General features: G+C 71.0%; 18 protein-coding genes. 9 read left to right on the top strand and 9 right to left on the bottom strand.

What is annotated here, in order from left to right; genetic code table 11:
• The first annotated feature begins 1 nt into the window (after position 1).
• Together E4N62_RS47255 and E4N62_RS47250 are read left to right on the top strand one after the other, a co-directional pair.
• On the top strand, positions 2-1,102 hold the full coding sequence (locus tag E4N62_RS47255) for an ABC transporter permease (protein ID WP_230224647.1): 1,101 nt from the start codon (positions 2-4) through the stop codon (positions 1,100-1,102).
• Positions 1,099-2,163, top strand: coding sequence for an NAD(P)-dependent alcohol dehydrogenase (locus E4N62_RS47250; RefSeq protein ID WP_230224645.1), 1,065 nt, complete (start codon positions 1,099-1,101; stop codon positions 2,161-2,163). The genes E4N62_RS47255 and E4N62_RS47250 overlap by 4 nt, the downstream gene beginning before the upstream one ends.
• A gap of 13 nt (positions 2,164-2,176) precedes the next feature.
• Here the strand turns inward: E4N62_RS47250 and E4N62_RS47245 are convergent, their stop codons facing one another.
• The 3 genes from E4N62_RS47245 to E4N62_RS47235 form a co-directional block, all read right to left on the bottom strand.
• Complete coding sequence (locus tag E4N62_RS47245) at positions 2,177-3,070, bottom strand: ThuA domain-containing protein (RefSeq protein WP_230224643.1); 894 nt, start codon at positions 3,068-3,070, stop codon at positions 2,177-2,179.
• Between the two features lie 3 nt (positions 3,071-3,073).
• A complete protein-coding gene (locus E4N62_RS47240; RefSeq protein WP_230224641.1) occupies positions 3,074-3,838 on the bottom strand; it encodes an SDR family NAD(P)-dependent oxidoreductase in 765 nt (254 codons plus the stop codon).
• An 81-nt stretch (positions 3,839-3,919) separates the two neighbouring features.
• Positions 3,920-5,158, bottom strand: coding sequence for an acyl-CoA dehydrogenase family protein (locus E4N62_RS47235; RefSeq protein ID WP_230224640.1), 1,239 nt, complete (start codon positions 5,156-5,158; stop codon positions 3,920-3,922).
• A gap of 195 nt (positions 5,159-5,353) precedes the next feature.
• Here E4N62_RS47235 and E4N62_RS47230 point away from each other — a divergent pair, with 195 nt between their 5' ends.
• From E4N62_RS47230 to E4N62_RS47205, 6 genes are all read left to right on the top strand, one after another.
• Complete coding sequence (locus tag E4N62_RS47230; RefSeq protein WP_230224639.1) at positions 5,354-6,892, top strand: AMP-binding protein; 1,539 nt, start codon at positions 5,354-5,356, stop codon at positions 6,890-6,892.
• Between the two features lie 89 nt (positions 6,893-6,981).
• On the top strand, positions 6,982-7,596 hold the full coding sequence (locus E4N62_RS47225) for a histidine phosphatase family protein (RefSeq protein ID WP_230224638.1): 615 nt from the start codon (positions 6,982-6,984) through the stop codon (positions 7,594-7,596).
• A 22-nt stretch (positions 7,597-7,618) separates the two neighbouring features.
• Positions 7,619-8,809: an acetyl-CoA C-acyltransferase gene (locus E4N62_RS47220; RefSeq protein WP_230224637.1), complete on the top strand. Its 1,191-nt coding sequence runs from the start codon at positions 7,619-7,621 to the stop codon at positions 8,807-8,809.
• A gap of 17 nt (positions 8,810-8,826) precedes the next feature.
• Positions 8,827-9,843, top strand: a complete 1,017-nt coding sequence (locus E4N62_RS47215; RefSeq protein ID WP_230224636.1) for a PDR/VanB family oxidoreductase — start codon at positions 8,827-8,829, stop codon at positions 9,841-9,843.
• A gap of 94 nt (positions 9,844-9,937) precedes the next feature.
• Positions 9,938-13,168 (top strand): fused isobutyryl-CoA mutase/GTPase IcmF, encoded by a 3,231-nt coding sequence (gene icmF / locus E4N62_RS47210; protein WP_230224635.1) that lies wholly within the window; start codon positions 9,938-9,940, stop codon positions 13,166-13,168.
• A gap of 44 nt (positions 13,169-13,212) precedes the next feature.
• Positions 13,213-14,073 carry a 3-hydroxybutyryl-CoA dehydrogenase gene (locus tag E4N62_RS47205; protein WP_230224634.1) on the top strand — a complete coding sequence of 287 codons (861 nt, stop codon included), beginning with the start codon at positions 13,213-13,215 and terminating at the stop codon, positions 14,071-14,073.
• Positions 14,074-14,131: 58 nt separating this feature from the next.
• Here E4N62_RS47205 and E4N62_RS47200 read toward each other — a convergent pair whose 3' ends face one another.
• The 6 genes from E4N62_RS47200 to E4N62_RS47175 form a co-directional block, all read right to left on the bottom strand.
• The gene (locus E4N62_RS47200; protein ID WP_230224633.1) at positions 14,132-16,672 is read right to left on the bottom strand and encodes a tryptophanase; all 2,541 of its coding nucleotides are present in this window, start codon (positions 16,670-16,672) and stop codon (positions 14,132-14,134) included.
• A gap of 334 nt (positions 16,673-17,006) precedes the next feature.
• Complete coding sequence (locus E4N62_RS47195; protein ID WP_230224632.1) at positions 17,007-18,227, bottom strand: cytochrome P450; 1,221 nt, start codon at positions 18,225-18,227, stop codon at positions 17,007-17,009.
• Between the two features lie 131 nt (positions 18,228-18,358).
• Positions 18,359-18,952, bottom strand: coding sequence for an ATP/GTP-binding protein (locus E4N62_RS47190; RefSeq protein ID WP_013005331.1), 594 nt, complete (start codon positions 18,950-18,952; stop codon positions 18,359-18,361).
• Positions 18,927-19,304 carry a DUF742 domain-containing protein gene (locus E4N62_RS47185; RefSeq protein WP_184896998.1) on the bottom strand — a complete coding sequence of 126 codons (378 nt, stop codon included), beginning with the start codon at positions 19,302-19,304 and terminating at the stop codon, positions 18,927-18,929. Before E4N62_RS47185 ends, E4N62_RS47190 begins: the two co-directional genes overlap by 26 nt.
• Positions 19,301-19,702, bottom strand: a complete 402-nt coding sequence (locus E4N62_RS47180; protein ID WP_086748649.1) for a roadblock/LC7 domain-containing protein — start codon at positions 19,700-19,702, stop codon at positions 19,301-19,303. The genes E4N62_RS47185 and E4N62_RS47180 overlap by 4 nt, the downstream gene beginning before the upstream one ends.
• A complete protein-coding gene (locus tag E4N62_RS47175) occupies positions 19,699-20,904 on the bottom strand; it encodes a sensor histidine kinase KdpD (RefSeq protein WP_230224631.1) in 1,206 nt (401 codons plus the stop codon). The genes E4N62_RS47180 and E4N62_RS47175 overlap by 4 nt, the downstream gene beginning before the upstream one ends.
• A 530-nt stretch (positions 20,905-21,434) precedes the next feature.
• Between E4N62_RS47175 and E4N62_RS47170 the strand changes: the two genes are divergently transcribed.
• Positions 21,435-22,931, top strand: a complete 1,497-nt coding sequence (locus E4N62_RS47170; RefSeq protein ID WP_230224630.1) for an FAD-binding protein — start codon at positions 21,435-21,437, stop codon at positions 22,929-22,931.
• Positions 22,932-23,127 lie beyond the last annotated feature (196 nt).

The following is a 23,127-nucleotide window of genomic DNA, read 5'->3' as shown; positions in this document are numbered from 1 at the left end:
CATGACGTCCACCCCGACCCGGACGGCGGGGCTCCCGCCGTCCGCACCGGAGAGATCCAGGGTGTCCGCACCGGGGACAGCGGTCCGACGGGCGGTGGTCGCCCTGTCGTTCCGGAACATCGGCGCCGTGTACGTGTGGCTGGTCATCGTCGTGCTCTTCTCCGTATGGGCGCCGGACACGTTCCCGACCGCCATCACGGTCAAGCAGGTACTGAACGGCAACGCCGTGGCGGGCCTGGTGGCGCTCAGCGTCGTACCGCCGCTGACCGCACGGGTCTTCGACCTCTCGGTCGCCTACACCATGTCGCTCACCAGCGTGCTGACCGCCTATCTGATGGTCTCCGCCGGGCTCGGTCCCGGCACGGCGATCGCCCTGGCGATGACCGCCGCACTGCTGATCGGTGTCGTCAACGGCATCGTGGTGGTGGCCCTGCGCGTCGACTCGTTCATCGCCACCCTGGCCACCGGAGCGCTGATCCAGTCCCTGATCACCATGGTGACCAATGACAGCTCGATCACCGGTGTGCAGTTGCTCGCCGAGCCTTTCGCGAGCATCGCCCAGCTCGACGCGGGCGGTATCACGCTGCCGGTGCTGTACCTGCTGCTCGCCGCCGTCGCCATCTGGTTCCTGCTGGAACACACCGCCACCGGGCGCCGGTTGTACGCGACCGGTTTCAACGCGGACGCCGCCCGGCTGCAGGGGGTGCGCACGGGCCGGCTGCGCTTTTTGACCCTGGTGGCCTCCGCGCTGCTCTCCGGTTTCGCCGGGGTCGTCTTCGCCTCCTCGGTCGGCTCCGGATCGCCCACCGCGGGCACCCCGTATCTGCTGGCGGCGTACGCGGCCGCGTTCGTCGGGGCGACGCAGTTGCGGGCGGGCCGCTTCAACGCCTGGGGCACGGTCCTCGCCGTCCTGCTGCTCGGCACCGGCATCACCGGGCTCGGGCTCGCCACCAGCGCGCAGTGGGCCGCGAGCCTGTTCACCGGGTCGGTCCTCATCGTGGCGCTGGTCCTCACCGGTGGCAGGGTCGCCCTGCCCGCCGTGCTGCGCCGCCGGACGGGGACCCGTCCGGCGGAAACCACCATCGAGGAGGTCCGACGATGAAAGCCGTTCAGTACCGACGGGTGGGGCACGCCCCCGAGGTGGCAGAGGTTCCGGTGCCCGAACCCGGGCCGGGCCAGGTGCTGCTGAAGGTGACGGCGGCGGGGCTGTGCCACTCCGACCTGGCGGTGATGGGCTGGCCCGAGGAGCAGTTCCCCTACGCGCTGCCGATGACACTCGGTCACGAGGGTGTCGGGACGGTGGCGGCGGTGGGCGCCGGAGTCACCGCCGTGGTGGAGGGCGAGGCGGTGGCGGTGTACGGGCCGTGGGGCTGCGGGCGCTGTCACAAGTGCGCCGAGGGCAAGGAGAACTGCTGCGCGTACGCCGCCGGGCTCGGCATCCTGCCGCCGGGGCTCGGCCGGCCCGGTGCCCTGGCGGAGTACATGCTGGTGGACTCGGCCCGCCACCTGGTTCCGCTGGACGGGGTCGACCCCGTCCAGGCCGCGCCGCTCACCGACGCCGGGCTGACCCCGTATCACGCGATCCGCAGATCACTGCCGAAGCTGCTCCCCGGCAGCACGGCGGTGGTGATCGGCGTGGGCGGTCTGGGCCACCTCGCCGTGCAGCTGTTGCGCGCCCTGACGCCGGCCCGCGTGGTCGCCCTCGACATGGGCGAGGCGAAGCTGGAGCTGGCACGCGAGGTCGGGGCCCATGAGGTGCTGCTCTCCGACGGCGAGGCGGCCGAGCGGCTGCGGGAACTCACCGGCGGTACGGGAGCGGAGGTCGTCCTGGACTTCGTGGGAGCCGAGGCGACCCTGGCGGTGGCCGCCGCGTCGGTGGCGCTGGAGGGCGATGTCACCGTCGTCGGCCTCGGCGGCGGCACGCTGGCCGTCGGGTTCGGCGGCGGGCTGCCGTTCGAGGTGACAGCCGCCTTCCCCTACTGGGGCAGCCGGACGGAACTCATGGAGGTCCTCGACCTCGCGCGGCAGGGTGTCGTGTCCGCCCACGTCGAGACCTTCACGCTGGAGCAGGCGCCCGAGGCGTACGAGCGTCTGCACGCGGGGGAGATCGGCGGCCGCGCGGTGGTACTGCCGCACGGCCCACTGAGCCCGTCCGGCGTGTGAGGACATGGCCCGTTCAGGGCCGGAGCGGGGGTCCGGGGGCGCAGCCCCGGGACGGGAACGGGTGGGGCGGCGGGGGCGAAATCCTCCGGCCGCCCCCGCCGCGCTCAACCGCCTGGCCGCGCTCAACCGTCCGCCGCCCCCACGCACCCACCGTCCGCTCGACGCACCGCCGCAGCACCGTCAGGAACTCCGGTGTATGCCAGGGGCCCCGGTCCACGCGCCCCGTGTCGTCCACCCCGAGGTCCTGCACGTCGTAGCGCCCCCGGCAGTGACCGAGGGTGAAGTAGCAGACCTCGCCTGCCCCGTGCCGCTTGAGATACAGCACCGGTCGGGGCGCGTCGTCCAGGGCCGCCGAGTCGCCCTCGGCGAAACCGCGGCACGGTCCCGTGTACTCGGCGTGCAGCAGTACGTCCAGCTCCCCGTGCAGTTCGCACACGTACAGCTCGTCGGTGACCGTGAACGGCCCGATCCCGGCGACCAGCGGATGGTCGGGCCGGGTCACCCGCACCTGGTACGGCTCGATCGGCGGATGGGCCAGGAACTGGCTGCCGAGCACCTGCGCCAGTTCGCCGAGGAGCCGTGGTGTGGTGAACACACGCGGCCCGCCGCCCGTCGACGGCTCGATCACCGCGTTGGTGCCGTGCAGGGCGAGCCAGCGCCCGCCCCGTTCGACGAACCGCGCCAGGGCGGCCCGCTGAGCCGGGCGGGGCCGGACGTCGCAGGTGTAGGTGACCAGCAGGTCGGCCTCGTCGAGGGCGGCCTCGCAGCCGTAGTCCTGGTACACCGTGGTGCGCACGCGCGGATGCTCACCGAGCAGTTCCAGCAGCCGCAGGCGCGCGTGGTCGAAGTCGTGCCATCGGCCGCCGCAGACCAGTACGGCGTCCAGGCGACCCGCCGGGCCCGCCACGGCTCAGTACTGGACGCGGGTGAGCAGCCCGCCGTCCACCACGAGGTTGACCCCGACGCAGAAGGAGCCGCTCCGCCCGAGCAGGAAGGCCACTGCCGCGGCCACGTCCTCCGCGGTGCCGTAACGGCCGATCGGCAGCTTGGCGAGTACCTCCTCGTAGACCTCGGGGCGGCTGGTGCGGATGGTCTCCCAGGCGCCGCCGGGGAAGTCGATGGGGCCGGGCGAGACGGTGTTGACGCGGATGCCCTTCGGAGCGAGGGCGTGCGCGAGGGCCGAGGCGTGCTGGACGACGGCGGCCTTGAGCGCGGAGTAGGAGTTCGCTCCGGCCGGACGCGCGGTGTCGGAGGCGTTGGTGGTGCCGATGGCCACGACCGCGGCCCGGTCGGAGGCCTCCAGGTGCGGCAGGGCCGCCTCGACGAGTCCCGCGAACGGGATCAGGTCGCCGCGCAGGCTGGCCTCCCACGACTCGGGGCCCTTCACGTTGCCCGCCGACACGTTGGACACCAGCAGGTCCAGGCCGCCGAGTTCGGCGGCGGACCGCTCCACGAAGTCCGCGAGGGCCGCCGGGTCGGTGACATCCACCGCTTCCGCGAACACGGTGGCCCCCTCGGCCCGCAGCTCGGCGGCGGCCTTGGCCAGCCCCTCCTCACCGCGGGCGCACAGCGCCAGCGAGCATCCCTCGGCCGCCAGGGTGGCTGCCACAGCCCGGCCGATCCCCCGGCTCGCCCCGGTCACCAGCGCCTTCGCGCCCGTCAGTCCCAGATCCATCGATGTCACTCCTTCGTGATTGGCAGAACCTTCGTGATTGCCAGAACGCGGCCCGGTCCCGCAGGCACCAGGACCGGCCCCTCAGTCACCGGGCAGCTGCGAGAAGGGCGCCCGGTCCGCCCGCGGCTCCGGCGGCAGCTTCAGCACGCGCTCGCCGATCAGGTTGCGCTGGATCTGGTCGGTGCCTCCGGCCAGCCGGTAGCCGGGGGCACCGAGGAGATGCTGGGTCCAGGCGAAGGTGCCCGGTTCCCCGGTGTCGGCGCTGATCCGTGCTCCCATCAGCTCGGCGGCGACCTGTCCCGTGCGGGTCATGAGCTCGGATGCCATGAGTTTGGTCAACGACGCCTCCGGGCCCGGCCGGCCGCCGGCGGCGCTCGTCCTGGCGACCCGCTCGACGGTGGCCGCTCTCAGGGCGGTACGTATGTACAGGTCGGCGAGGCGCTGGCGAACCAGCGGGTCCCCGGTGCGGCCGAGGGAGCGGGCAAGGGCGAGGACGTCCGGAAAAGTGCCGCCCTTGCGGCGGTTGCCGCTGCCGGAGGCGGTCCGCTCATGGGCAAGAGTGGCGGTGGCGACCTCCCAGCCCTGGCCCGGGCGCCCTATCCGGAGCCGGTCCGGGACGCGTACGCCGGTCAGGAAGACCTCGTTGAAGGAGGCGCCGCCACTCATCTGACGGATGGGACGCACCTCCACACCGGGCGCGTCCATCGGGACCAGGAAGGCGGTGATGCCGGCCTGCTTGACGACGTCCGGGTCGGTGCGGGCGAGCAGCAGACCGTAGTCGGCGAACTGGGCGCCCGAGGTCCACACCTTCTGCCCGTCGACCACCCAGTCGTCGCCTTCCTGCCGGGCGCGGGTGCGCAGGGCGGCGAGATCGGATCCGGCGGCGGGCTCGCTGAAGAGCTGGCAGGCCAGCAGGTCGGTGCGCAGGAACGCGCGTGCGTAGTGGTCGCGTTGCCCGGCCGTGCCGAACAGGGAGACGGCCATCGCGACCAGGCGCACGGTGACGCTGATCAGCTCGGTGGACGGCGGCACGTCGAAGGCGGACTCCTCCTGGGCGAAGGCCGCCACGTGGGCGGCGGTCAGGCCCGCGCCACCCTTGTCCGTGGGGAGGGTCAGCGCCTGGTAGCCGGCGTCGAAGCGGGCCCGCTGGTAGGCGCGGCAGCGTTCCAGCAGCAGGCGTTCCTCGTCCTCCGGGAGGTTGTGGAACACGGCCAGGTCGGCGGCCGCCCCGGCGGACTGCGGCGTCCGGGCCGGTTCGAGCACGGTGGCCAGCCACTGCCGGACCTGTGTGCGCCATGCGTCCGGATCAGGCTGTGACATGGCTCCTCCTCGGGCACTTACCAGACGAAAGATTGAGTAAGAGGGAGCGGAGCGCGCGTCGCACGCACCTTTGGAACGTGCGGTAATGGCTCCTTCTGGGACCAGAGTGTTCCGCACTTTCTTGATAAACGCTACAGTCTCGGCATCCGTCCTCCCCTCGAATCGGGAGAGGACCGAGGAGCCGCCGGAGGAGCCATGTCGCTGCTGCCACTCGACCGTCGCGCCCAGGAGACACCGGACGAGCCCGCCCTCGCGGACGACCTGAACGTGCTGTGCTGGTCCGCACTCGCCGACCAGGTCGCGCGAGCGGCGGCACGGCTGCTGGAGTTCGCGCCCGGCCCCGACGACCGGATCGCCGTCCTCGGCGACAACGCGATCCCCACGCTGGTGGCCCATCTCGCCGGCCTGCGGGCCGGGGTCGGGACCGTGGCCACGTCCCGGAACCTCACGTCGGGGGAGCTCGTCGACCAGATCATCGACGCGGGCGTGACCGGCATCATCGCCGGACCCGCCGGCGCGGGCGCCGCCCTCGACGCGGCCCGGGAACTGGGCCTGCCGCTGGTGACGCACGGGACCACGGCGATCGGGCACGCCTTCGACTGGGACCTGTGGCTGGCGGCCGCACCCGCCGGACGCACCCTTCCCACGGACCGGCCCGCACGTCCTCCGCTCGTCTACACCTCGGGCACCACCGGTCGGGCGCGCGGCACCGAGGTGCGCTGGGTGAGCGGCCCGGTCGCCGACTCCTCCGCCTATCTCGCCGCGATGTCCGCCCGGCCCGGGTTCCCTCCGGGACCGCACCTGGTGTGCGGCCCCCTGCAGCACAACGCGCCGCTGACCTCGCTGCGGCACCTGGCGGCGGGGCAGCCGGTGGTCGTCCTGGGCAGGTTCGGCGCGGAGGCGTTTCTCCACAGGGTGCGGGGGTGGCGGGTCTCCTCGACGGTGATGGTGCCCACCCACTTCCAACGGCTGCTGGCCCTTCCGGACGAGGTCCGCGCCCGGTACGACGTCTCCAGCCTCCGGCAGGTCTCCCACACCGGCTCCGCGTGTCCACCGGACGTGAAGCGAGCCATGATCGACTGGTTCGGTCCGGTGCTGACGGAGTCGTACGGTGCCAGCGAGGCGGGAACCGTGGCCCGCATCAGCAGCGCCGAGTGGCTGGCCCACCCGGGATCCGTCGGACGCGTGCGGCCCCCGTTCGAGGTGCTGGTCACCGGTGACGACGGCCGGGAACTGCCGCCCGGCGAGCACGGGCTGCTCGCCTTCCGTGCGCCCGAGGAGCAGGGCGTCCGCTACCACGCGGACCCGGACAAGACCAGGTCCGCCTACCTCTCCCCCGGTGTCTTCACACTCGGCGACATCGGCTTCGTCGACGCGGACGGCTACATCTTCATCACCGACCGCGCCGCGGACGTCGTGGTCTCCGGCGGGGTCAACCTCTACCCGGCGGAGAGCGAGGCCGTGCTGCGGCAGCACCCGGCGGTCGCCGAGGCCGCGGTCATCGGCGTGCCCGACCCGGACTTCGGTGAGTCCCTGCGGGCCCTGGTCGTGGCGGCGGCCGACCAGCCGCCGCCCGCCGAGCTGGACCTGTTCTGCCGCGCACGCCTCGCCGCCTACAAGTGCCCGAAGACCTACGAGTTCGTGCCCGAGCTCGTGCGCAACGCGATGGGCAAGCTCGACAAACGCGCGATGCGCCGCCCCTACTGGGGCTCGGAACGGACCATCGCCGGCTGAGCACGCCTGCTGAGCGCCCCGGCACGGTCGTACTTCCCGCCCTCCCCGCCTCCCGGCCTGTCCGCCTTCCCTCGCTCGAAGGATCACCCATGACCGAACTCCTCCTCGTCCGGCACGGCCTCCCGTTGGCGGGCGTGTTCGACCCGGGGCTGTCGCCGGAGGGCACGGCCCAGGCCGAGCGCGTCGCCGCCTGGCTGGCGCACGAGCACATCGACGCCCTCTACTCCAGCCCGTTCCGGCGTGCCCGCGAGACCGTGGCGCCCCTGGAACGGCTCACCGGGATGACCGCCACCGTCCTGGACGACCTGCGGGAATGGGACACCGACGTCTCGCACCCCTACACGCCGCCCGAGCAGATACAGCGGGACGACCCCCGGTCGGTGGCGCTCGCCGAGGGACGGTACGAGGACTTCGTGCCGGACCTGGACTGGGACGCCTTCCGCGCGCGTGCCGTACGCGCCATGGACACCGTCCTCGACGCGCAGCCCGGCGAGCGGGTCGCGGCCGTGTGCCACGGCGGAATCATCAACACGTATCTCGCGACGATGCTCGGCCTGCCCACGATGTTCTGGTTCCACCCCGGCTACACCTCGATCAGCCGGGTGCGGCGGATGCCGGGCGGGAGGCTCGTCCTGCACTCGGTGAACGAGACGGCCCACCTGATCACCGAGCGCGCCGTCGACGCGGCCGCCGGATCCCGCTGAATCACCCAAGGAGGTCCCGGCCATGCCCGGATCCGTCATCGTCGCCGGAACGAGGACACCCATCGGCAAGCTGATGGGCACCCTGAGCCACCTGTCAGCGGTCGACCTCGGCGCCCACGCCATCGGCGCGGCCCTGGCCGCCGCCCATCTGGATCCGGCGGCCGTCGAGGCGGTCGTCATGGGCCATGTCGTGCAGGCCGGGGCCGGCCCCAACCCGGCCCGGCAGGCCGCGGTCCGCGCCGGCATCCCGTTCTCCGTCCCCGCGAGCACCGTCAACAAGCTCTGTCTGTCCGGTCTGCACGCCATCGCCCTGGCCGATCTCATGATCACTTCCGGACGTCATGAGGTCGTCGTCGCCGGCGGCATGGAGTCCATGTCCGGCGCCCCGCACCTGCTGCGCGGAGCCCGCACCGGCTGGAGACACGGTTCGACCGCGGCGGAGGACGCCCTCGACCGCGACGCCCTCGTCTGCGCCTTCGACGGCGTCTCCATGGGTGCGGCCACCGAGCGCCACCAGCAGCCGTTCGCCCTGACCCGCGAGGAGCAGGACGAGTACAGCGCGCGGTCCCACCGAAGAGCCGCCCTCGCCCAGGAGTCGGGCGCGTTGTCCGAGGAGATCACCCCGGTCGTCGTGGCCGGACGCCGGGGAGAGACGGTGGTGGACACCGACGAGGGCGTACGGCCCGGAACCACCACCGAGGGGCTCGGACGCCTGCGGCCGGCCTTCTCCGGCGCGGGCACCATCACCGCGGGCAACTCGTCCCAGCTCTCCGACGGCGCCGCCGCCGTCGTCGTGATGAGCGCGGAACGCGCCCGGTGGGAGGGCCTGACGCCACTCGCCGAGATCGGCGCCTACGGCACGGTCGCGGGCCCGGATCCCTCGCTCCTGGTCCAGCCGGCCGGCGCGGTCCGCGACGCCCTGTCCCGGGACGGTCGGCTGAAGGCCGCCGACCTGGACCTGTTCGAGATCAACGAGGCGTTCGCGGGAGTGGCCCTGGCGTCGCTGCGGGAGCTGGACATCCCCCTGGACAAGGTGAACGTGGGCGGCGGAGCGATCGCGCTCGGGCACCCGGTCGGCATGACCGGGGCCCGGCTGGTGCTGACTCTCGCGGCGCAACTGCGCAGGCGCGGAGGCGGCAGCGGAGCGGCGGCCCTGTGCGGGGGCGGCGGCCAGGGCGACGCGCTGTTGCTGCACGTACCGACACCCGCCTGAGCCCCGGAGCCGACCCCATGAACGACCCACTGCCCCCGATCGACACGACCCTCGTCGTGGCGAGCCGCACCATCGCCGCCGACGGCGTGGTCTGCCTCACCCTTCGCCGCCCCGACGGCGGTCCGCTGGCCTCCTGGACGCCGGGCGCCCATATCGACGTATTCCTGAACAGCGGAAACAGCGAGAACGGCGAGTTCAGCAAGCGCGGTGACGGTGACGGCCACGGCGGTCTGATCCGTCAGTACTCCCTGTGCGGACACCCGGCCGAACGCGGGGCGTGGCAGATCGCCGTGCTGCGCGAGCCGCGGGGCCGCGGCGGCTCCGCGTACATCCACGACCACCTGCGGGAAGGCGACTCCGTGCGGGTCCGCGGACCACGGAACAACTTCCCGCTGCGGCCCGCCGCACGCCATCTGTTCATCGCCGGCGGCGTCGGCATCACGCCCATCCTCCCCATGGTCGAGGCCGCGGAGGCCGCGGGGGCCGACTGGCGTCTGCTGTACGGCGGCCGTACCCGCACCTCGATGGCGTTCCTGGACCGCCTCGCCCCGTACGGGGACCGCGTCCTCATCCGTCCGCAGGACGAATACGGTCTGCTGGATCTCGCCGCCCACCTCGGCGAGCCCGAGGAGAACACCCTCGTGCACGCCTGCGGTCCCGAGCCCCTGCTGCGGGCGGTGCGGGAGCGGTGCGCGGGCTGGCCGCCCGGCGCACTGGGCGTCGAACGGTTCGCCCCGTCGGCACCGGCGGACGAAGCCGCCCCGGCCGCGGCGTTCGAGCTGGAACTCGCCCGTTCCGGGCTCACCCTCATCGTGCCCCCGGACCGCTCGGTGCTCGAAACCCTGGAGGAGGCCGGCGTCGCGGTCGACTTCTCCTGCCGGGAAGGCACCTGCGGCACGTGCGAGACCGACGTGCTCGACGGCACGCCCGACCACCGCGACGCGCTGCTGACCGAGGAGGAGCGGGCCGCCGGGGACACCATGTTCATCTGCGTCTCCCGCTCGTGCGGGCCCCGGCTCGTCCTCGATCTGTGACAGCGATCACCTCCGGCATTTTACTAGGACGTCCTAGTATTTCTTCGTACCGTTCCTCGTCCTGCCGCACCCCACCCTGCCCGGGAAGGCCCTCATGAGCGATCAGCATCGACCTGTGCACCCCGTCCGCCTGGTCACCGCTTCGGCTCTGTTCGACGGGCACGACGCCTCGATCAACATCATGCGGCGGATCTTCCAGTCCCAGGGCGCCGAGGTGATCCACCTCGGACACAACCGGTCGGTGCGCGAGGTCGTGGACGCGGCACTGGAGGAGGACGCGCACGGTGTGGCGGTCTCCTCCTACCAGGGCGGGCACGTCGAGTACTTCGAGTACCTGGTCGAGTCGCTGCGTGCGCAGGGGGCGGGGCACATCCGGGTGGTGGGCGGCGGAGGCGGTGTCATCGTGCCCGCCGAGATCGCCCGCCTGCGCGGGAGCGGGGTGACCATCTTCTCCCCGGAGGACGGGCAGCGGATGGGCCTGGCCGGGATGGTCAACTCGGTGGTGCGGGACTGCGACTTCGACCTCTGGGACGACCGGCCGGCCGACGCGGCCGCCGTGCTCGCCGGTGACCGGTTCGCGATCGCCCGCGCCATCACCGGCGCCGAACTGGGCAAGCTGCCGCCCGACTTCCTGGAGCGGGTGCGAGCCGCCGCCGGGTCCCGGGTCGTACCGGTGCTGGGCATCACCGGTACCGGCGGCTCGGGCAAGTCCTCACTGACCGACGAGTTGGTGCGCCGCTTCCGCGTCGACCAGCGGGACAAGCTGCGGACCGCGGTGATCGCGGTCGACCCGACCCGTCGCCGTGGCGGCGGCGCGCTGCTCGGCGACCGGATCCGGATGAACTCCCTGGACGGGGACCGGGTGTTCTTCCGGAGCCTGGCCACCCGCGGCAGCCACGAGCTGCCCGAGCACCTGTCCGACGTGATCGACGTCGTGAAGGCCGCCGGGTTCGACCTGGTGATCGTCGAGACGCCGGGCATCGGCCAGGGCGACGCGGCGATCGTGCCGTTCGTGGACACCTCGCTCTACGTGATGACACCGGAGTTCGGTGCCGCCTCGCAGCTGGAGAAGATCGACATGCTCGACTTCGCCGACGTCGTGGCGATCAACAAGTTCGAGCGGCGCGGCGCCAAGGACGCCCTGCGCGATGTCGGCCGCCAGCTGGTCCGCAACCGGGAGGCGTTCGACAAGCGGCCCGAGGACATGCCGGTGTACGGCACCTCGGCGGCGACCTTCAACGACGACGGCGTCACCGCCCTCTACCAGCACCTGCGGACCGAGCTGGCCGGGAAGGGGTTGCCGCTGTCCGAGGGCGCGTTGGCACCGGTCGACGTGCGCCACTCCTCGGGCATCCGCCAGGTGGTTCCGGCCGACCGGGTGCGCTATCTCGCCGAGATCACCGACACCGTCCGCACGTACCACGCGGACACCGGGAAGCTGGCCGCGGCGGCCCGGCGGGTGCAGCGACTGGAGGCGGTCGAGGCCGAGCTCGTCGAGGCGGGCTGCGACGCGGGGAACGTCCGGGCGCTGCTCGACGACGCCGTCAAGCGGCTCCCGCACGACGTCAGGGAGCAGATCGGCGCCTGGCCCGCCGTCATCGCCTCCTACTCCGGCGACGAGCAGGTGGTGAAGGTCCGGGACAAGGAGATCCGCACCCGGCTGACCCGCGAGTCCCTGTCGGGGAACAAGGTCCCTCGCATCGCCCTGCCCCGGTACACCGACCACGGCGAACTGGTGCGGTTCTGGCGCCGGGAGAACCTGCCGGGCCACTTCCCCTTCACGGCCGGGGTGTTCCCCTTCAAGCGCGACGGCGAGGACCCGGCGCGGATGTTCGCCGGCGAGGGCGATCCGTTCCGCACCAACCGCCGGTTCAAGCTGCTCTCCGAGGGGCAGCCGGCCACCCGGCTGTCGACCGCCTTCGACTCGGTGACGCTCTACGGCCGCGACCCGGACGAACGTCCCGACATCTACGGCAAGGTCGGCACCTCCGGTGTGTCGGTGGCCACGCTGGACGACATGAAGGCCCTCTACGACGGCTTCGACCTCGTCGCTCCGACCACCTCGGTCTCCATGACCATCAACGGACCCGCGCCGACCATCCTGGCGTTCTTCCTCAACACCGTCGTCGACCAGCAGACCGACAGGTTCCGCGCCGCCGAGGGCCGCGATCCGTCGCCGGACGAGGCGGCCGAACTGCGCGCGCACGCGCTGGCGAACGTCCGCGGCACGGTACAGGCCGACATCCTCAAGGAGGACCAGGGCCAGAACACCTGCCTGTTCTCCACCGAGTTCTCGCTGCGGATGATGGCCGACATCCAGGAGTGGTTCATCACGAACCGGGTCCGCAACTTCTACTCGGTGTCGATCTCCGGCTACCACATCGCCGAAGCCGGGGCGAACCCCATCAGCCAGCTGGCGTTCACCCTGGCCAACGGGTTCACCTACGTCGAGGCCTACCTCGCCCGCGGCATGCACGTCGACGACTTCGCCCCGAACCTGTCGTTCTTCTTCTCCAACGGCATGGACCCCGAGTACTCCGTCCTCGGCCGGGTCGCCCGCCGTGTCTGGGCCGTCGCGATGAGGGACAAGTACGGGGCCAACGAGCGCTCCCAGAAGCTGAAGTACCACGTGCAGACCTCCGGCCGCTCCTTGCACGCCCAGGAGATGAACTTCAACGACATCCGCACGACGCTGCAGGCGCTCATCGCGATCTACGACAACTGCAACAGCCTGCACACCAACGCCTACGACGAGGCGGTCACCACCCCCACCGAGGACTCGGTCCGCAGGGCCCTGGCCATCCAGCTGATCATCAACCGGGAGTGGGGCCTGGCCATGAACGAGAACCCGCTGCAGGGGTCGTTCGTCATCGACGAGCTCACCGACCTGGTCGAGGAAGCCGTACTCGTGGAGTTCGAGCGGATCAGCGAGCGCGGCGGTGTCCTCGGTGCCATGGAGACCGGCTACCAGAGGGGCCGTATCCAGGACGAGTCGATGCTCTACGAGCAGCGCAAGCACGACGGCAGCCTGCCCGTCATCGGCGTCAACACCTTCCGCAACGCCCACGCCGACACGGCCGGGCCGGGTGCCATCGAGCTGGCGCGCGCGACCGAGGACGAGAAGCAGTCCCAGCTGCGACGCGTGCGCACCTGTCAGTCCCGCCATCGCGACGACGCCCACACGGCCCTGACCGCTCTCAAGGACGCGGCCATGGACGGCCGCAACGTCTTCGCCGTCCTCATGGACGCCGCCAGGGTCTGCTCACTCCAGCAGATCACCGAGGCTTTCTTCGAGGTCGGCGGCCAGTACCGCCGCAACGTGTGATCCAGCCCGTGGACCGCGTAGCGGCTCATCAGAGAGGACCTCAGATGGATCCCGTCACCCGGCTCGGCGTCGTGGGCTGCGGCCTCATGGGCTCCGGCATCGCCGAAATCGCCGCCCGCCGCGGCATCGACGTCCGTGTGGCCGAGGCCACACCGGACGCGGTTGTGGCAGGCCGCCGCCGACTCACCGCGTCCCTGGACCGAGGCGTACGGCGGGGCAAGCTCGGCGAGGAGCAGCGTGAGCAGGCCCTCGCCCGGCTCTCCTTCACCCATGACCTCGGCGACCTGGCCGACCGTCAGTTCGTCGTCGAGGCCGTCGCCGAGAACCGCGACATCAAGGCCGACGTCCTGCGCGCCCTGGACAAAGTGGTCGAGGACCCCACGGCGGTCCTGGCCACCAACACCTCCTCGATCCCCGTCGTCGATCTCGCCGTCGTCACCCAGCGACCCGCGCAGGTCATCGGCATGCACTTCTTCAACCCCGTGCCCGTACAGCGGTTGGTCGAGCTCATCCCCGCCCTCACCACAGGCGCGGACACCGTGCGGCGCACCCGCGGCCTGGCCGAGCAGTTGGGGAAACAGGCCATCCAGGCGCCCGACCGCTCCGGCTTCGTGGTCAACGCCCTCCTGGTGCCGTACCTGCTCAGCGCGGTACGGATGGTGGAGTCGGGTGCCGCGCGGCCGGAGGACATCGACCGGGGCATGGAACTCGGATGCGCCCACCCCATGGGGCCGTTGCGCCTGCTCGACCTCATCGGCCTCGACACGGCGCAGTCCGTCGCGGAATCGATGTACGAGGAGTTCAAGGAGCCGCTGTACGCGCCTCCGGCCCTCCTGCGCCGCATGGTGGCCGCCGGCCACCTCGGCCGCAAGAGCGGACGCGGTTTCCACATCTACGACGCCTGACGCCTGGTGGCCCGACGAATGGTCGCCCCGCACGGGCGCGGGGCGACCATTCGTCGGCTCAGCCGGTCACCGGCTGCAGTTTGGCGCGGAAGTGCCGCAGGATCGGGGACTGCTCGACGATGCGGTAGCCGTGGACGGACTCGCTCTCCTTGGCGATGCGTTCCAGGGTCCTGCCGACGTGGTCGTAGTGGCTGCGGGTGTAGACCCGGCGCGGGAGCGCGAGCCGGACCAGTTCGTACGGGGCGCTCTTGATGGGGTTGCCGTCCTCGTCCTCCTCGCCGAGGTAGAGGGAACCGAGCTCGGCCGAGCGGATGCCGCCTTCGAGGTAGAGGCGGCAGGCGAGAGCGTGACCCGGGTAGTGGTGGGGCGGTATGTGCGGGAGCAGACGGCCCGCGTTGAGGTAGAGGGCGTGCAGGCCCGGGGGTTCGAGCAGGTCGACGCCCGCCGCGCGGACGCGGTCGGCGAGATGGGAGGCGACGTCGGCGCGCTCGGCGAGGTAGGCGGGCTCGGTGACCTCCAGCAGGCCGGTGGCCATCATGTCGAGGTCGCGGCCGGCGAGACCTCCGTAGGTGGCGAAGCCCTCGGTGGCGATGAGGAGACGTTCGCACTTCTCGGCGAGTTCGGGGTCGTTGAGCCCGATGAAGCCGCCGATGTGGACGATGCCGTCCTTCTTGGCACTCATCACACAGCCGTCGGCGAGACGGAACGCTTCTTCGGCGACCTGGCGCGGGGTGTGCCCTCGGTAGGCCTCCTCGTGACGGGTCACCAGCCAGGCGTTCTCGGCGAACCTGGCGGCGTCCAGGATCATCGGGACGCCGTGCCGACGGCAGATCTCGGCGGTCTGTTTCAGGTTCTCCATGGAGACCGGCTGGCCTCCGCCGCCGTTGTTGGTGATCGTCATGATCACCACTCGGACCCGGGAACCGTCCGGGCCCTCCAGCGTCCGCCGGAGTCTGTCCAGGTCGATGTTGCCCTTGAAGGACACTTCGCTGTCCAGGTCACGGGCCTCCGCGCACGGGATGTCATGGGCCTGACACCCGGAAAGCTCGACGTTGGCCCGGGTCGTGTCGAAGTGGGTGTTGGCCAGGACGATGCCGCCCGGCTCCAGGAGGGTGTTGAACAGGATGCGTTCGGCGGCGCGCCCCTGATGTGCGGGCAGGATGTGCTGGTAGCCGGTCAGTTCCGTCACGGTCTCGTGGAAGCGGTAGAAGGAGCGCGAGCCCGCGTACGACTCGTCGCCCTCCATGCCCGCGGCCAGCTGAGCGGCCGAGATGGCGCCGGTGCCCGAGTCGCTGAGCAGGTCGATGGTCACCTCCTCGGCGCGCAGGTCGAAGAGGTTGTAGTGCACCCGTTCCAGCGCCGCCTCGCGCTGTTCCCGCGTGGTGAGCGCGATGGGCTCGACGACCTTGATGCGGTAGGGCTCCATAGGGGTTCTTGCTCCTGACGTGGTGCTGAATGGTTCGTGATCGTTGTACGGGCGGCCGTTCGGCGGGCGGACGGCGTAGGCCTCCGAGGAGATGTACGCGGTCACCCGGGCCGGTTTGCGCTGCTCGTGGGCGAGGGCCACGTACGCGACGAGCCCCACCCCGTCCGTCAGCGGGCGTCCGGTGACGGCGGCCAGCGGCCGGTCGAGCGCGCCGGGGTCGATCCCGTGGCGGCCGAGGACGGCCCCGGCCCGGCGCAGTGCCTCCGCGTCGTCGCGGGCGTAGTCCCTGACCGGGACATGGAGGGTGAAGCCGGTGGGCCCTCCGGTCGTCCGGGTGAAGGAATGGCAGGACAGGACGGGCCGCCGGTCGAACCGGGCCTCCGGCCGGGCCCGGTAGCCGTCCCTTCCCTCCTCGAAGCCGCCCGCCGTGCGCAGGAACTCCTCCAACGTCGTACGGTCGGGGCCGGATTCCATCCGGCACAGCCCGCCGACGTCCCTCACCGCCAGGTCGCGGTGAGCGGTGTAGATCTTCACGCGGGGGGCCGCCCAGTCCCCCAGGTCGAGCGCGAAGAACGGGTAGCCGTCGGCCGGCGGCAGCACGTCGAAGGCGTGCCGGTGGCCCAGCCGGTCCAGGGCCGTCCGCACCGTCTCGGCGGCCCGTTCCTCGCCGGACGCCGACGGGTTCAGATACACCTTGATCTTGGGGATGCCACCGGGACGCAGCTCCAGCGCGATCCACAGCGCCAGGAGGCCCTGCGGGTCGGTGGGGAGGAACAGGTCCTCCAGCACGTCGAGTTGGTCGGTGGCGAAACCCCAGCGCCGTGCCATCGCACGGACGGCGCGCAGACCTTCGAGGCCGTTGTCCCGCAGACCGCCGGCCCCGCATCCCGGTTCCAGCAGCACCCTGATCGCCGGGTGCGCGTCCGGCGTGAGGGAGAGCGAGAACTCCACCGGGGTGGAGTCGTCGGACAGGAAACTGAGGGACGGGGGCGGCAGGTTCAGGGGCCGTTCGGCCACCGCCCCCAGCGAATCGGTCAGTAGACGCGCGTAGTTCCGCGCGTCGCCGCTGCCGAGCCCCGACGCCTCGCACAGCCGCAGCAGTTGGCCGGACACCAGAGCGCCGAGCGTCCGGTTCCCGGGGGCGTCCCCGGAGCCGGATCCGAGGGGGCTCACCACGTCTCCCGCCGCTGCTCGGAGTACGCGGGCGCGGCCGTTGTCCCCCGGCGGCGGAGGGTGTGCGGAGACACAGAAAGATACCCGCCGGCCTGGGCGGGTATCTCGTGTCGCGGCGACTGGTGGCGGGTCACGCCCCTGGTCTCCGCGCGGTGTAAGTCGATGTCTCGCAGGGAGCGGCGGATCAGATCCGGATGTCGAGCAGAAGCGGCGTCGATGGATATGTGGTCCACGACACCTCCCTTTGTTCAATGGTCACCACGAATGCCGCCGCGTTACTACCCCTTTGGTTGAACACTCATGCAGTACCAGCCGTCGCAGACTGTTGTCTGCGTCACCCCTTCAACCACTGCAGGAAGGAGCCCCACACGCCACGCTCCGCCTTGCGGCCCGCCGGGGCGTTCTCCTCGTGCGCGGACGGTTCCGTCGCGCGGGGCGGGACCGGGCGCTGGACGACCTGCGGGGTGAAGCGGCAGGGAAGCGCGGCCAGTGCGCGGTGGAAGGGGCCCGGACGCCAGGTCAGGCTGTCCTCGGGGACCGCCAGCTCGATGTCGTGCAGGCGGTTCAGCAGGTTCTCGATAGCCACCATGGTGACGAGCCGGGCGAGTTCCTTGGAGGGGCAGGCGTGCGGGCCGGCGCTCCAGGACAGGTGGGCCCGCCTGCCGCCGGTCTGACCGGCCGCCACGAGTGCCGGGTCGGTGTTGGCGGCCGTCATGCTGACCAGGACGAGATCGCCCGCCCGCAGCTCGGTACCGCCGAACTCCATGTCGGCCGCGGGGTAGTGCGGCGCGTAGTTCGCCATGGGCGGGTTCTCCCACAGCGTGTCGTCGATGGCCTCCTCGATCAGCCCGCCGTCGGCGTACCGGTCGTGCAGGAGCAGCCGGTGCAGGGTGTTGCCGATGAGGTTGCGCAGCGGCTCGGCGCCCGCACCGAGGAGCAGGATCAGCTGGTGGACCAGCTCCTCGTCGGTCAGGCGCGCCTCGTGCCGCATCAGATACGAGGTGACGTCGTCGGCCGGCCGGGCACGCTTGAGGGCCACCAGCTCGAACACGGCCTGGCCCAGCACCTGGTTGGCCTTCTCGGCGTTGACGCCCTCGAAGACTCCGGAGATGCCGAAGACGACCCGGTCGCCGATGTCCGCCGGGCAGCCGAAGAGCTCGTTGAACACGAGCAGCGGCAACTGCTTGACGTAGTCGTTCATCAGGTCGATGGAGCCGCGGCCGGAGACCTGGGAGAGGAGGTAGTCGGAGGCCCGCTTGGTCATGTCGCTGATCCGGCGGGAGTCGACCTTGGCCAGGCTGTCGGTGATCGCCTGCCGGAGCCGCGCGTGCTCGGCGCCGTCGGTGAACATCGCGTTGGGACGGTAGCCCAGCATCGGGACGACAGGGCTTTCCGGGCCGACCTTGCCCTCGGCGACGTCTCGCCAACGGCGTGCGTCCTTGCGGAAGTTGCCGGGGTCCTGCAGCAGCTTCAGCGCGGCGGCGTGGTCGGTGACGAGGGTCGCGTCGACGCCGGGCGCGATCTCGACGGGCGCGCTCGGTCCGTAGTGCCGCATGTACGCGTAGTACGCCTGCGGATCGGCCGCGTACTCCGGTCCGTACAGCGGGATGCGCCGTCCGCTGTCGTGGGCCGGGCAGCCGGGCGGGGTGAGGGAAGGGTGGGGTCGGGGTCATGTCTGCTCTGCTCCTATCGGGCGCGGTCCATCAAGTAGCGGACGAGCGTGATCAGAGCCTCGGCCGACGACCGTTCGTCCCGCGCGTCGCAGGTGACGATGGGGGTGTCGTCGAGGAGATCAAGCGCTTCGCGCAGCGCCCTCGCGTCACGTATCGACGTACCGTCGAAATGGTTGACCGCGATCGCGTAGTCGAGTCCGTACTGCTCGATCAGGTCGATCACGGCGAAGGAGTCGGCCAGCCGCTCGGGGTCGACCAGCACCAGCGCCCCGAGGGCGCCGCGTGCCATGTCCTCCCACATCTGTACGAAGCGCTGCTGGCCGGGTGTGCCGAAGAGATACAGCACGACACGGTCGCTGACGGTGAGGCGGCCGAAGTCCATGGCGACCGTGGTGGTGGTCTTGCCCTGGACGCCCTTGAGGTCGTCGATCGCCTCGCCCGCCTGGGTCATCGTCTCCTCGGTGGAGAGCGGCGAGATCTCGGAGATCGACCCGATGAACGTGGTCTTGCCCACCGCGAAGTGCCCGACGACCAGGATCTTCACGGCGGTCTGCGTCTCTCCGCCCGGGACGTACGCCCGTTCATCCAAACTTGGACTGGAGACCATTGAGCACCTCCTCGAGAATCTTCAGGTTGGCGACGGGAGCACGGGTCTCCGGCGGACGGGTGACGAGATAGCCGGCCTCGGAGAGCGCGGCCAGCAGGATCTTCACGACTCCCACCGGCAGTTGGATGTGCCCCGCGATCTCGGCGACGGAGAGGTAACCTCCGACACACATACGCAGCAGGTCCTGCTCCTCGGGCGAGAGGCGCGCGGGTCGCTGCTGCTGGTCGGCGACCGCCGTGACCAGCGTGATCAGGGAGAACTGACTCTCGCCGGGGAGGCTGCGGCCACCGGTGATGACATACGGCCGTACTAACTCGGCGGCCTCGTGCTCATGCCTGTCGGAATCGGTCATGGCCCTACCACGCTGCTCTCCCTGGGCGGAGCGGTCATGACCTTGCCCAGCTGTCCGACGAGCTGCTGCATCCGGAAGGTGATGTCGGCCATGTCGACGTCGGAGGAGGCCGACACCGCGAGGTAGGCGCCGTCCCCGGCCGAGATCAGGAAGATCCAGCCGCCGTCGAACTCGACCAGGGTCTGCTGCCAGCGCAGATCCGAGCGGGAGCAGAAGAACGCGAGTGACCGGCTCAGCGACTGCATACCGCTCATCGCGGCGGCGGCCTTGTCCGCGTCGTCCTTGTCCACTCCCTTCGAACGGGCCCTCAGCAACCCGTCGGAGGAGACCAGAACCGCGTGGAGAGCTCCGGGGATCTCCAGGGCGCTGTCAAGCATCCATGAAAGATCGTTGTTCATTGGACCTCGTGCCCTTCGCTGCTTGCGTCATGGGGGCCGCTCGACCGCTCCCCCGCCTCCGGGTGAGTGGCGCGACCGGCGTCCGTGCCCTGCTTGAAGGCGGCCATGATCGCTGCCGTGTCCTCGCTGCGGCGCCGCGGAGCCGGGGCGGCGGACGGGCCGTTGGAGACCAGGGCCATCGGCCGCTTGCGACGCCGCTTGGGCAGACCGTCCTCGGTCGTGCCCACGGGCAGCGAGGACTCGGAGGCGGTGTCGTACACGGACGGCCCGACCTCCACGGGGGCCGGGACCTCCCGCGGCGGGGCCGAATCCACCGGCACCGCAGGCTGCTTGGGCTCCGGCATCGCGGTGAGCAGCTCGTCGGGCAGCAGCACGACCGCCCGCACACCTCCGTAGGGGGAGGTGGAGTCCACCGACACCGTGAAGCCGAACCGCTCGCAGAGCACACCGATCACCGCGAAGCCGAACTGCGGAGGGTTGCCGAGCCCCGAGACACCCGTGACGCGCTCGCTCGTCAGGAGCCTCTCGGCCCTCGCCTTCTCCTCCTCGTTCATGCCGACACCGGCGTCGTCCACGATGATGCAGACGCCCTTGGGCACGGAGCGGACGTTGATCTCGACGACGGTGTCCGGGCTGGAGTAGCTGGTCGCGTTGTCGAGGAGCTCCGCGAGGGCCAGCGCCACCGGTTCGACGGCCCGGCTGGTGACGCCGAAGTCGACCTTGGACAGGATGTGGGCCCGCTGGAAGTGGCGGATCCTGCCCTGGGCGCTGCGGACCACGTCGTAGACCGAGGCCACGTCGCGGTGGCGGCCGAGCCAGCCCTCGCACAGCACGGCGATGGACTGGGCACGCCGGCCGAACTGCGCGTTCATGTGGTCGATCTCCAGGAGGTCCTGGAGCATGACGGAGTCGCCGTACTTGCGCTGCAGCCCGGAGATGATGCGCTGCTGCTCCGCGGCGAGACCCTGCAGGGTCCGCATCGCCGACTTCAGGGCCGTCCTCGTCTCACCTTCGGCTTCCTGCTGGGCCGCGCGGACGGAATCCGAGTATTGGCTCTCCAATTCACCGTAGTGATTTCTGAGCCCTGCGATCTCCTGCCGTAATGCTCGCGCCGCCCGTCGCTGACGAATGATCAGGGCGACGGCGGCAAGGGTTACGACAATGAGTGCCCAGAGCGCCGGATTTTGTATGTATTGCGTCATGAGACCCTCTTCAGGCGGCCGATGGCCAGCTACTGAATTTCCGTCAATTCACACAGACCGAAGGCCAGCCACTCCGGGGTTGCCACCCAGGCCTCCACGAATGGCGAGAGGTGCTCCTTTTGCACCTATCCGTCCGTTCGGTAAGTGCGGTGATCGTATCATCACTCGACCTGGTGACGGATCGTCAACCTGCGCAATCCCTGAGCTGGTTGAGCCGCGCGACGCTCACACGAGTAAGGCCGAATAGGGCTTTCTGCCGCGCCTGGCGCCAAATCCACTTCTGCGAGCGCTCCCACCGCCCCGCCGAGCGCCTCCGGCTCGCCGATCCCATCGCGCGAGGGGCCTGCGAGAAGTCATGATGAGCCGTAAGCGGATTGTCAGGGGGGATCGCTCTTGGTGATGACGATCACGGAGGGTCAGCACGCCGGTTCGGTCGAGCACCGGTCGCGCACCGACTCCCACCCCCGGCAGGACGACAGACCCGGCGCGGCGTGCCGACGATCCGCCGCGTCGACATCACGGAGGCTGTCATGACAGAAAGACCCACCGGTTCCGTCGGCAGACGGCAGTTCCTGGCCAGGTTCGGAGCCGGAACCCTGGCACTCGTGGCCGGTTTCGATCTGCTCACCCGGCAGTGGGTGACCGAGGCCGCGGCAGCGGACGGCGCGTCCTTCGCCGCGGCCCCGTCCCTCGACGGGACGCTCGTCTTCGACGCGGCGTCGCTCGCGGCGAACGCGCACGACCAGGGCAACATCGTGTTCCGGACACCGTGCGCGGTGCTGCGGCCCGGATCGGTGCGCGACATCAGGAAGATGGTCGGTTTCTGTGCCGATCACGGCATCCCGGTCGCCCCGGCCGGCGCCCACCACGCGATGTTCGGCCAACCGCTCGTGAGCGGGGGCCTGGTCGTCGAGATGCGGTCACTGGACACGATCCACTCGATCGGCCCGGACGGCGCCGACGTCGACGCCGGTGTGCTGTGGAAGGACCTGATCGAGGCCGCGTACGAGCAGGGCCTCACCCCGGCGTCGATCACCAGCTACACCAAAGCGACGATCGGCGGGACCCTGTCCATGGGCGGCATCGGGATGATGTCGTCCTACCGGGTCGGCGCGCAGGTCGATCACGCCCGGCGGCTCCAGGTGGTCACGGGCGACGGCCGGGCGAGGTGGTGCACCGACGCGCAGAACAGCGACCTGTTCGAGGCGGCACTCGCCGGACTCGGACAGTGCGGCGTCATCACCCGCGCCACCGTCGGCCTGGTGCCGGCCAAGCGGCTGGCCCGCACCTACCGGATCGGCTACCCGGACATCCCGACCTTCTTCCGCGACATCCGAGTCCTCGCGAACCGGGGCGAGTTCGACTCGCTCGGCAGCATTCCGCAGCCCGGCACGGCGCAGCCCCTGGTCCTGTGGGCCACCGTCTTCCACAATCCCGGCGAGACCCCCGACGCGTCCCACCTCCTGCGCGGGCTCAGCCCCGCCGCGGCCTTGGCCGCCTTCGAGGACTACACCTATCTCGAGTACATATCCCTGGTCACCGACATGTACGACGCGTTCGCGGCGAACCTGGACTGGGACGCGAAGGTCAAGCCCTGGTCGGACCTCTTCCTGCCGGACGATGCCGTCGAGGAGTACGTCGCGTCGGTGTTCCCGTCGCTGACCGCCGAAGACCTCGGCCCGACCGGCTTCGGCCTCGTCTTCCCGATGCTGCGCGCGAGCTACGGCCGACCGCTGCTGCGGCTGCCCGACGACACCGGCGGCCCCTGGGTCTGGCTGGTCAGCGTGCTCACCGACGCCGCCCGGTCCGGCCCCGACCCGGACTTCGCCTCCCGGATGACGGACCGCAACTACCGCTTCTACCAGGACGCGGCGGCCGTCGGCGGAGTGCGCTACCCGCACGGCGCGTGCGCGTTCACGGCGGCCGACTGGCGGGCGCACTACGGCGCGGACTGGGAGCGGTTCGCGTCGTGGAAGACCCGCTTCGACCCGCAGGGCGTCCTGACTCCCGGCCCAGGCATCTTCTGAACGGGTCGGTCCGGCCCGATCCGCCGCCCGGGGAGGCGAGCGGATCGGGCCGGTCCGCGGCGCTCACCACTCTTTCGTGGGACACCCACGTGGCGGATCGGGAAGGTTCCGGTACGTGTGCCGCGGACCGGCGGGTCCGGCGGCCGGTTCGCGCCTATCGTGGAACGACACACCGACGCTCGGCGCCAAGGCAGGC

This window comes from Streptomyces sp. MNU76, assembly GCF_020982545.1.
In the GTDB taxonomy this organism is placed as follows: domain Bacteria; phylum Actinomycetota; class Actinomycetes; order Streptomycetales; family Streptomycetaceae; genus Streptomyces.
This window is presented reverse-complemented; position numbering and strand designations above follow the sequence as displayed.

What these genes read in the sequence shown, in the direction of transcription:
- E4N62_RS47250 (WP_230224645.1), top strand. Translation starts at nt 1,099, where the DNA reads ATGAAAGCCGTTCAGTACCGACGGGTGGGGCACGCCCCCGAGGTGGCA.
- E4N62_RS47215 (WP_230224636.1), top strand. Translation starts at nt 8,827, where the DNA reads ATGAACGACCCACTGCCCCCGATCGACACGACCCTCGTCGTGGCGAGC.
- E4N62_RS47170 (WP_230224630.1), top strand. Translation starts at nt 21,435, where the DNA reads ATGACAGAAAGACCCACCGGTTCCGTCGGCAGACGGCAGTTCCTGGCC.
- E4N62_RS47235 (WP_230224640.1), bottom strand. Translation starts at nt 5,158, where the DNA reads ATGTCACAGCCTGATCCGGACGCATGGCGCACACAGGTCCGGCAGTGG.
- E4N62_RS47225 (WP_230224638.1), top strand. Translation starts at nt 6,982, where the DNA reads ATGACCGAACTCCTCCTCGTCCGGCACGGCCTCCCGTTGGCGGGCGTG.
- E4N62_RS47195 (WP_230224632.1), bottom strand. Translation starts at nt 18,227, where the DNA reads ATGCGGCACTACGGACCGAGCGCGCCCGTCGAGATCGCGCCCGGCGTC.
- E4N62_RS47230 (WP_230224639.1), top strand. Translation starts at nt 5,354, where the DNA reads ATGTCGCTGCTGCCACTCGACCGTCGCGCCCAGGAGACACCGGACGAG.
- E4N62_RS47205 (WP_230224634.1), top strand. Translation starts at nt 13,213, where the DNA reads ATGGATCCCGTCACCCGGCTCGGCGTCGTGGGCTGCGGCCTCATGGGC.
- E4N62_RS47255 (WP_230224647.1), top strand. Translation starts at nt 2, where the DNA reads ATGACGTCCACCCCGACCCGGACGGCGGGGCTCCCGCCGTCCGCACCG.
- E4N62_RS47220 (WP_230224637.1), top strand. Translation starts at nt 7,619, where the DNA reads ATGCCCGGATCCGTCATCGTCGCCGGAACGAGGACACCCATCGGCAAG.
- E4N62_RS47180 (WP_086748649.1), bottom strand. Translation starts at nt 19,702, where the DNA reads ATGAACAACGATCTTTCATGGATGCTTGACAGCGCCCTGGAGATCCCC.
- E4N62_RS47185 (WP_184896998.1), bottom strand. Translation starts at nt 19,304, where the DNA reads ATGACCGATTCCGACAGGCATGAGCACGAGGCCGCCGAGTTAGTACGG.
- icmF (WP_230224635.1), top strand. Translation starts at nt 9,938, where the DNA reads ATGAGCGATCAGCATCGACCTGTGCACCCCGTCCGCCTGGTCACCGCT.
- E4N62_RS47240 (WP_230224641.1), bottom strand. Translation starts at nt 3,838, where the DNA reads ATGGATCTGGGACTGACGGGCGCGAAGGCGCTGGTGACCGGGGCGAGC.
- E4N62_RS47190 (WP_013005331.1), bottom strand. Translation starts at nt 18,952, where the DNA reads ATGGTCTCCAGTCCAAGTTTGGATGAACGGGCGTACGTCCCGGGCGGA.
- E4N62_RS47175 (WP_230224631.1), bottom strand. Translation starts at nt 20,904, where the DNA reads ATGACGCAATACATACAAAATCCGGCGCTCTGGGCACTCATTGTCGTA.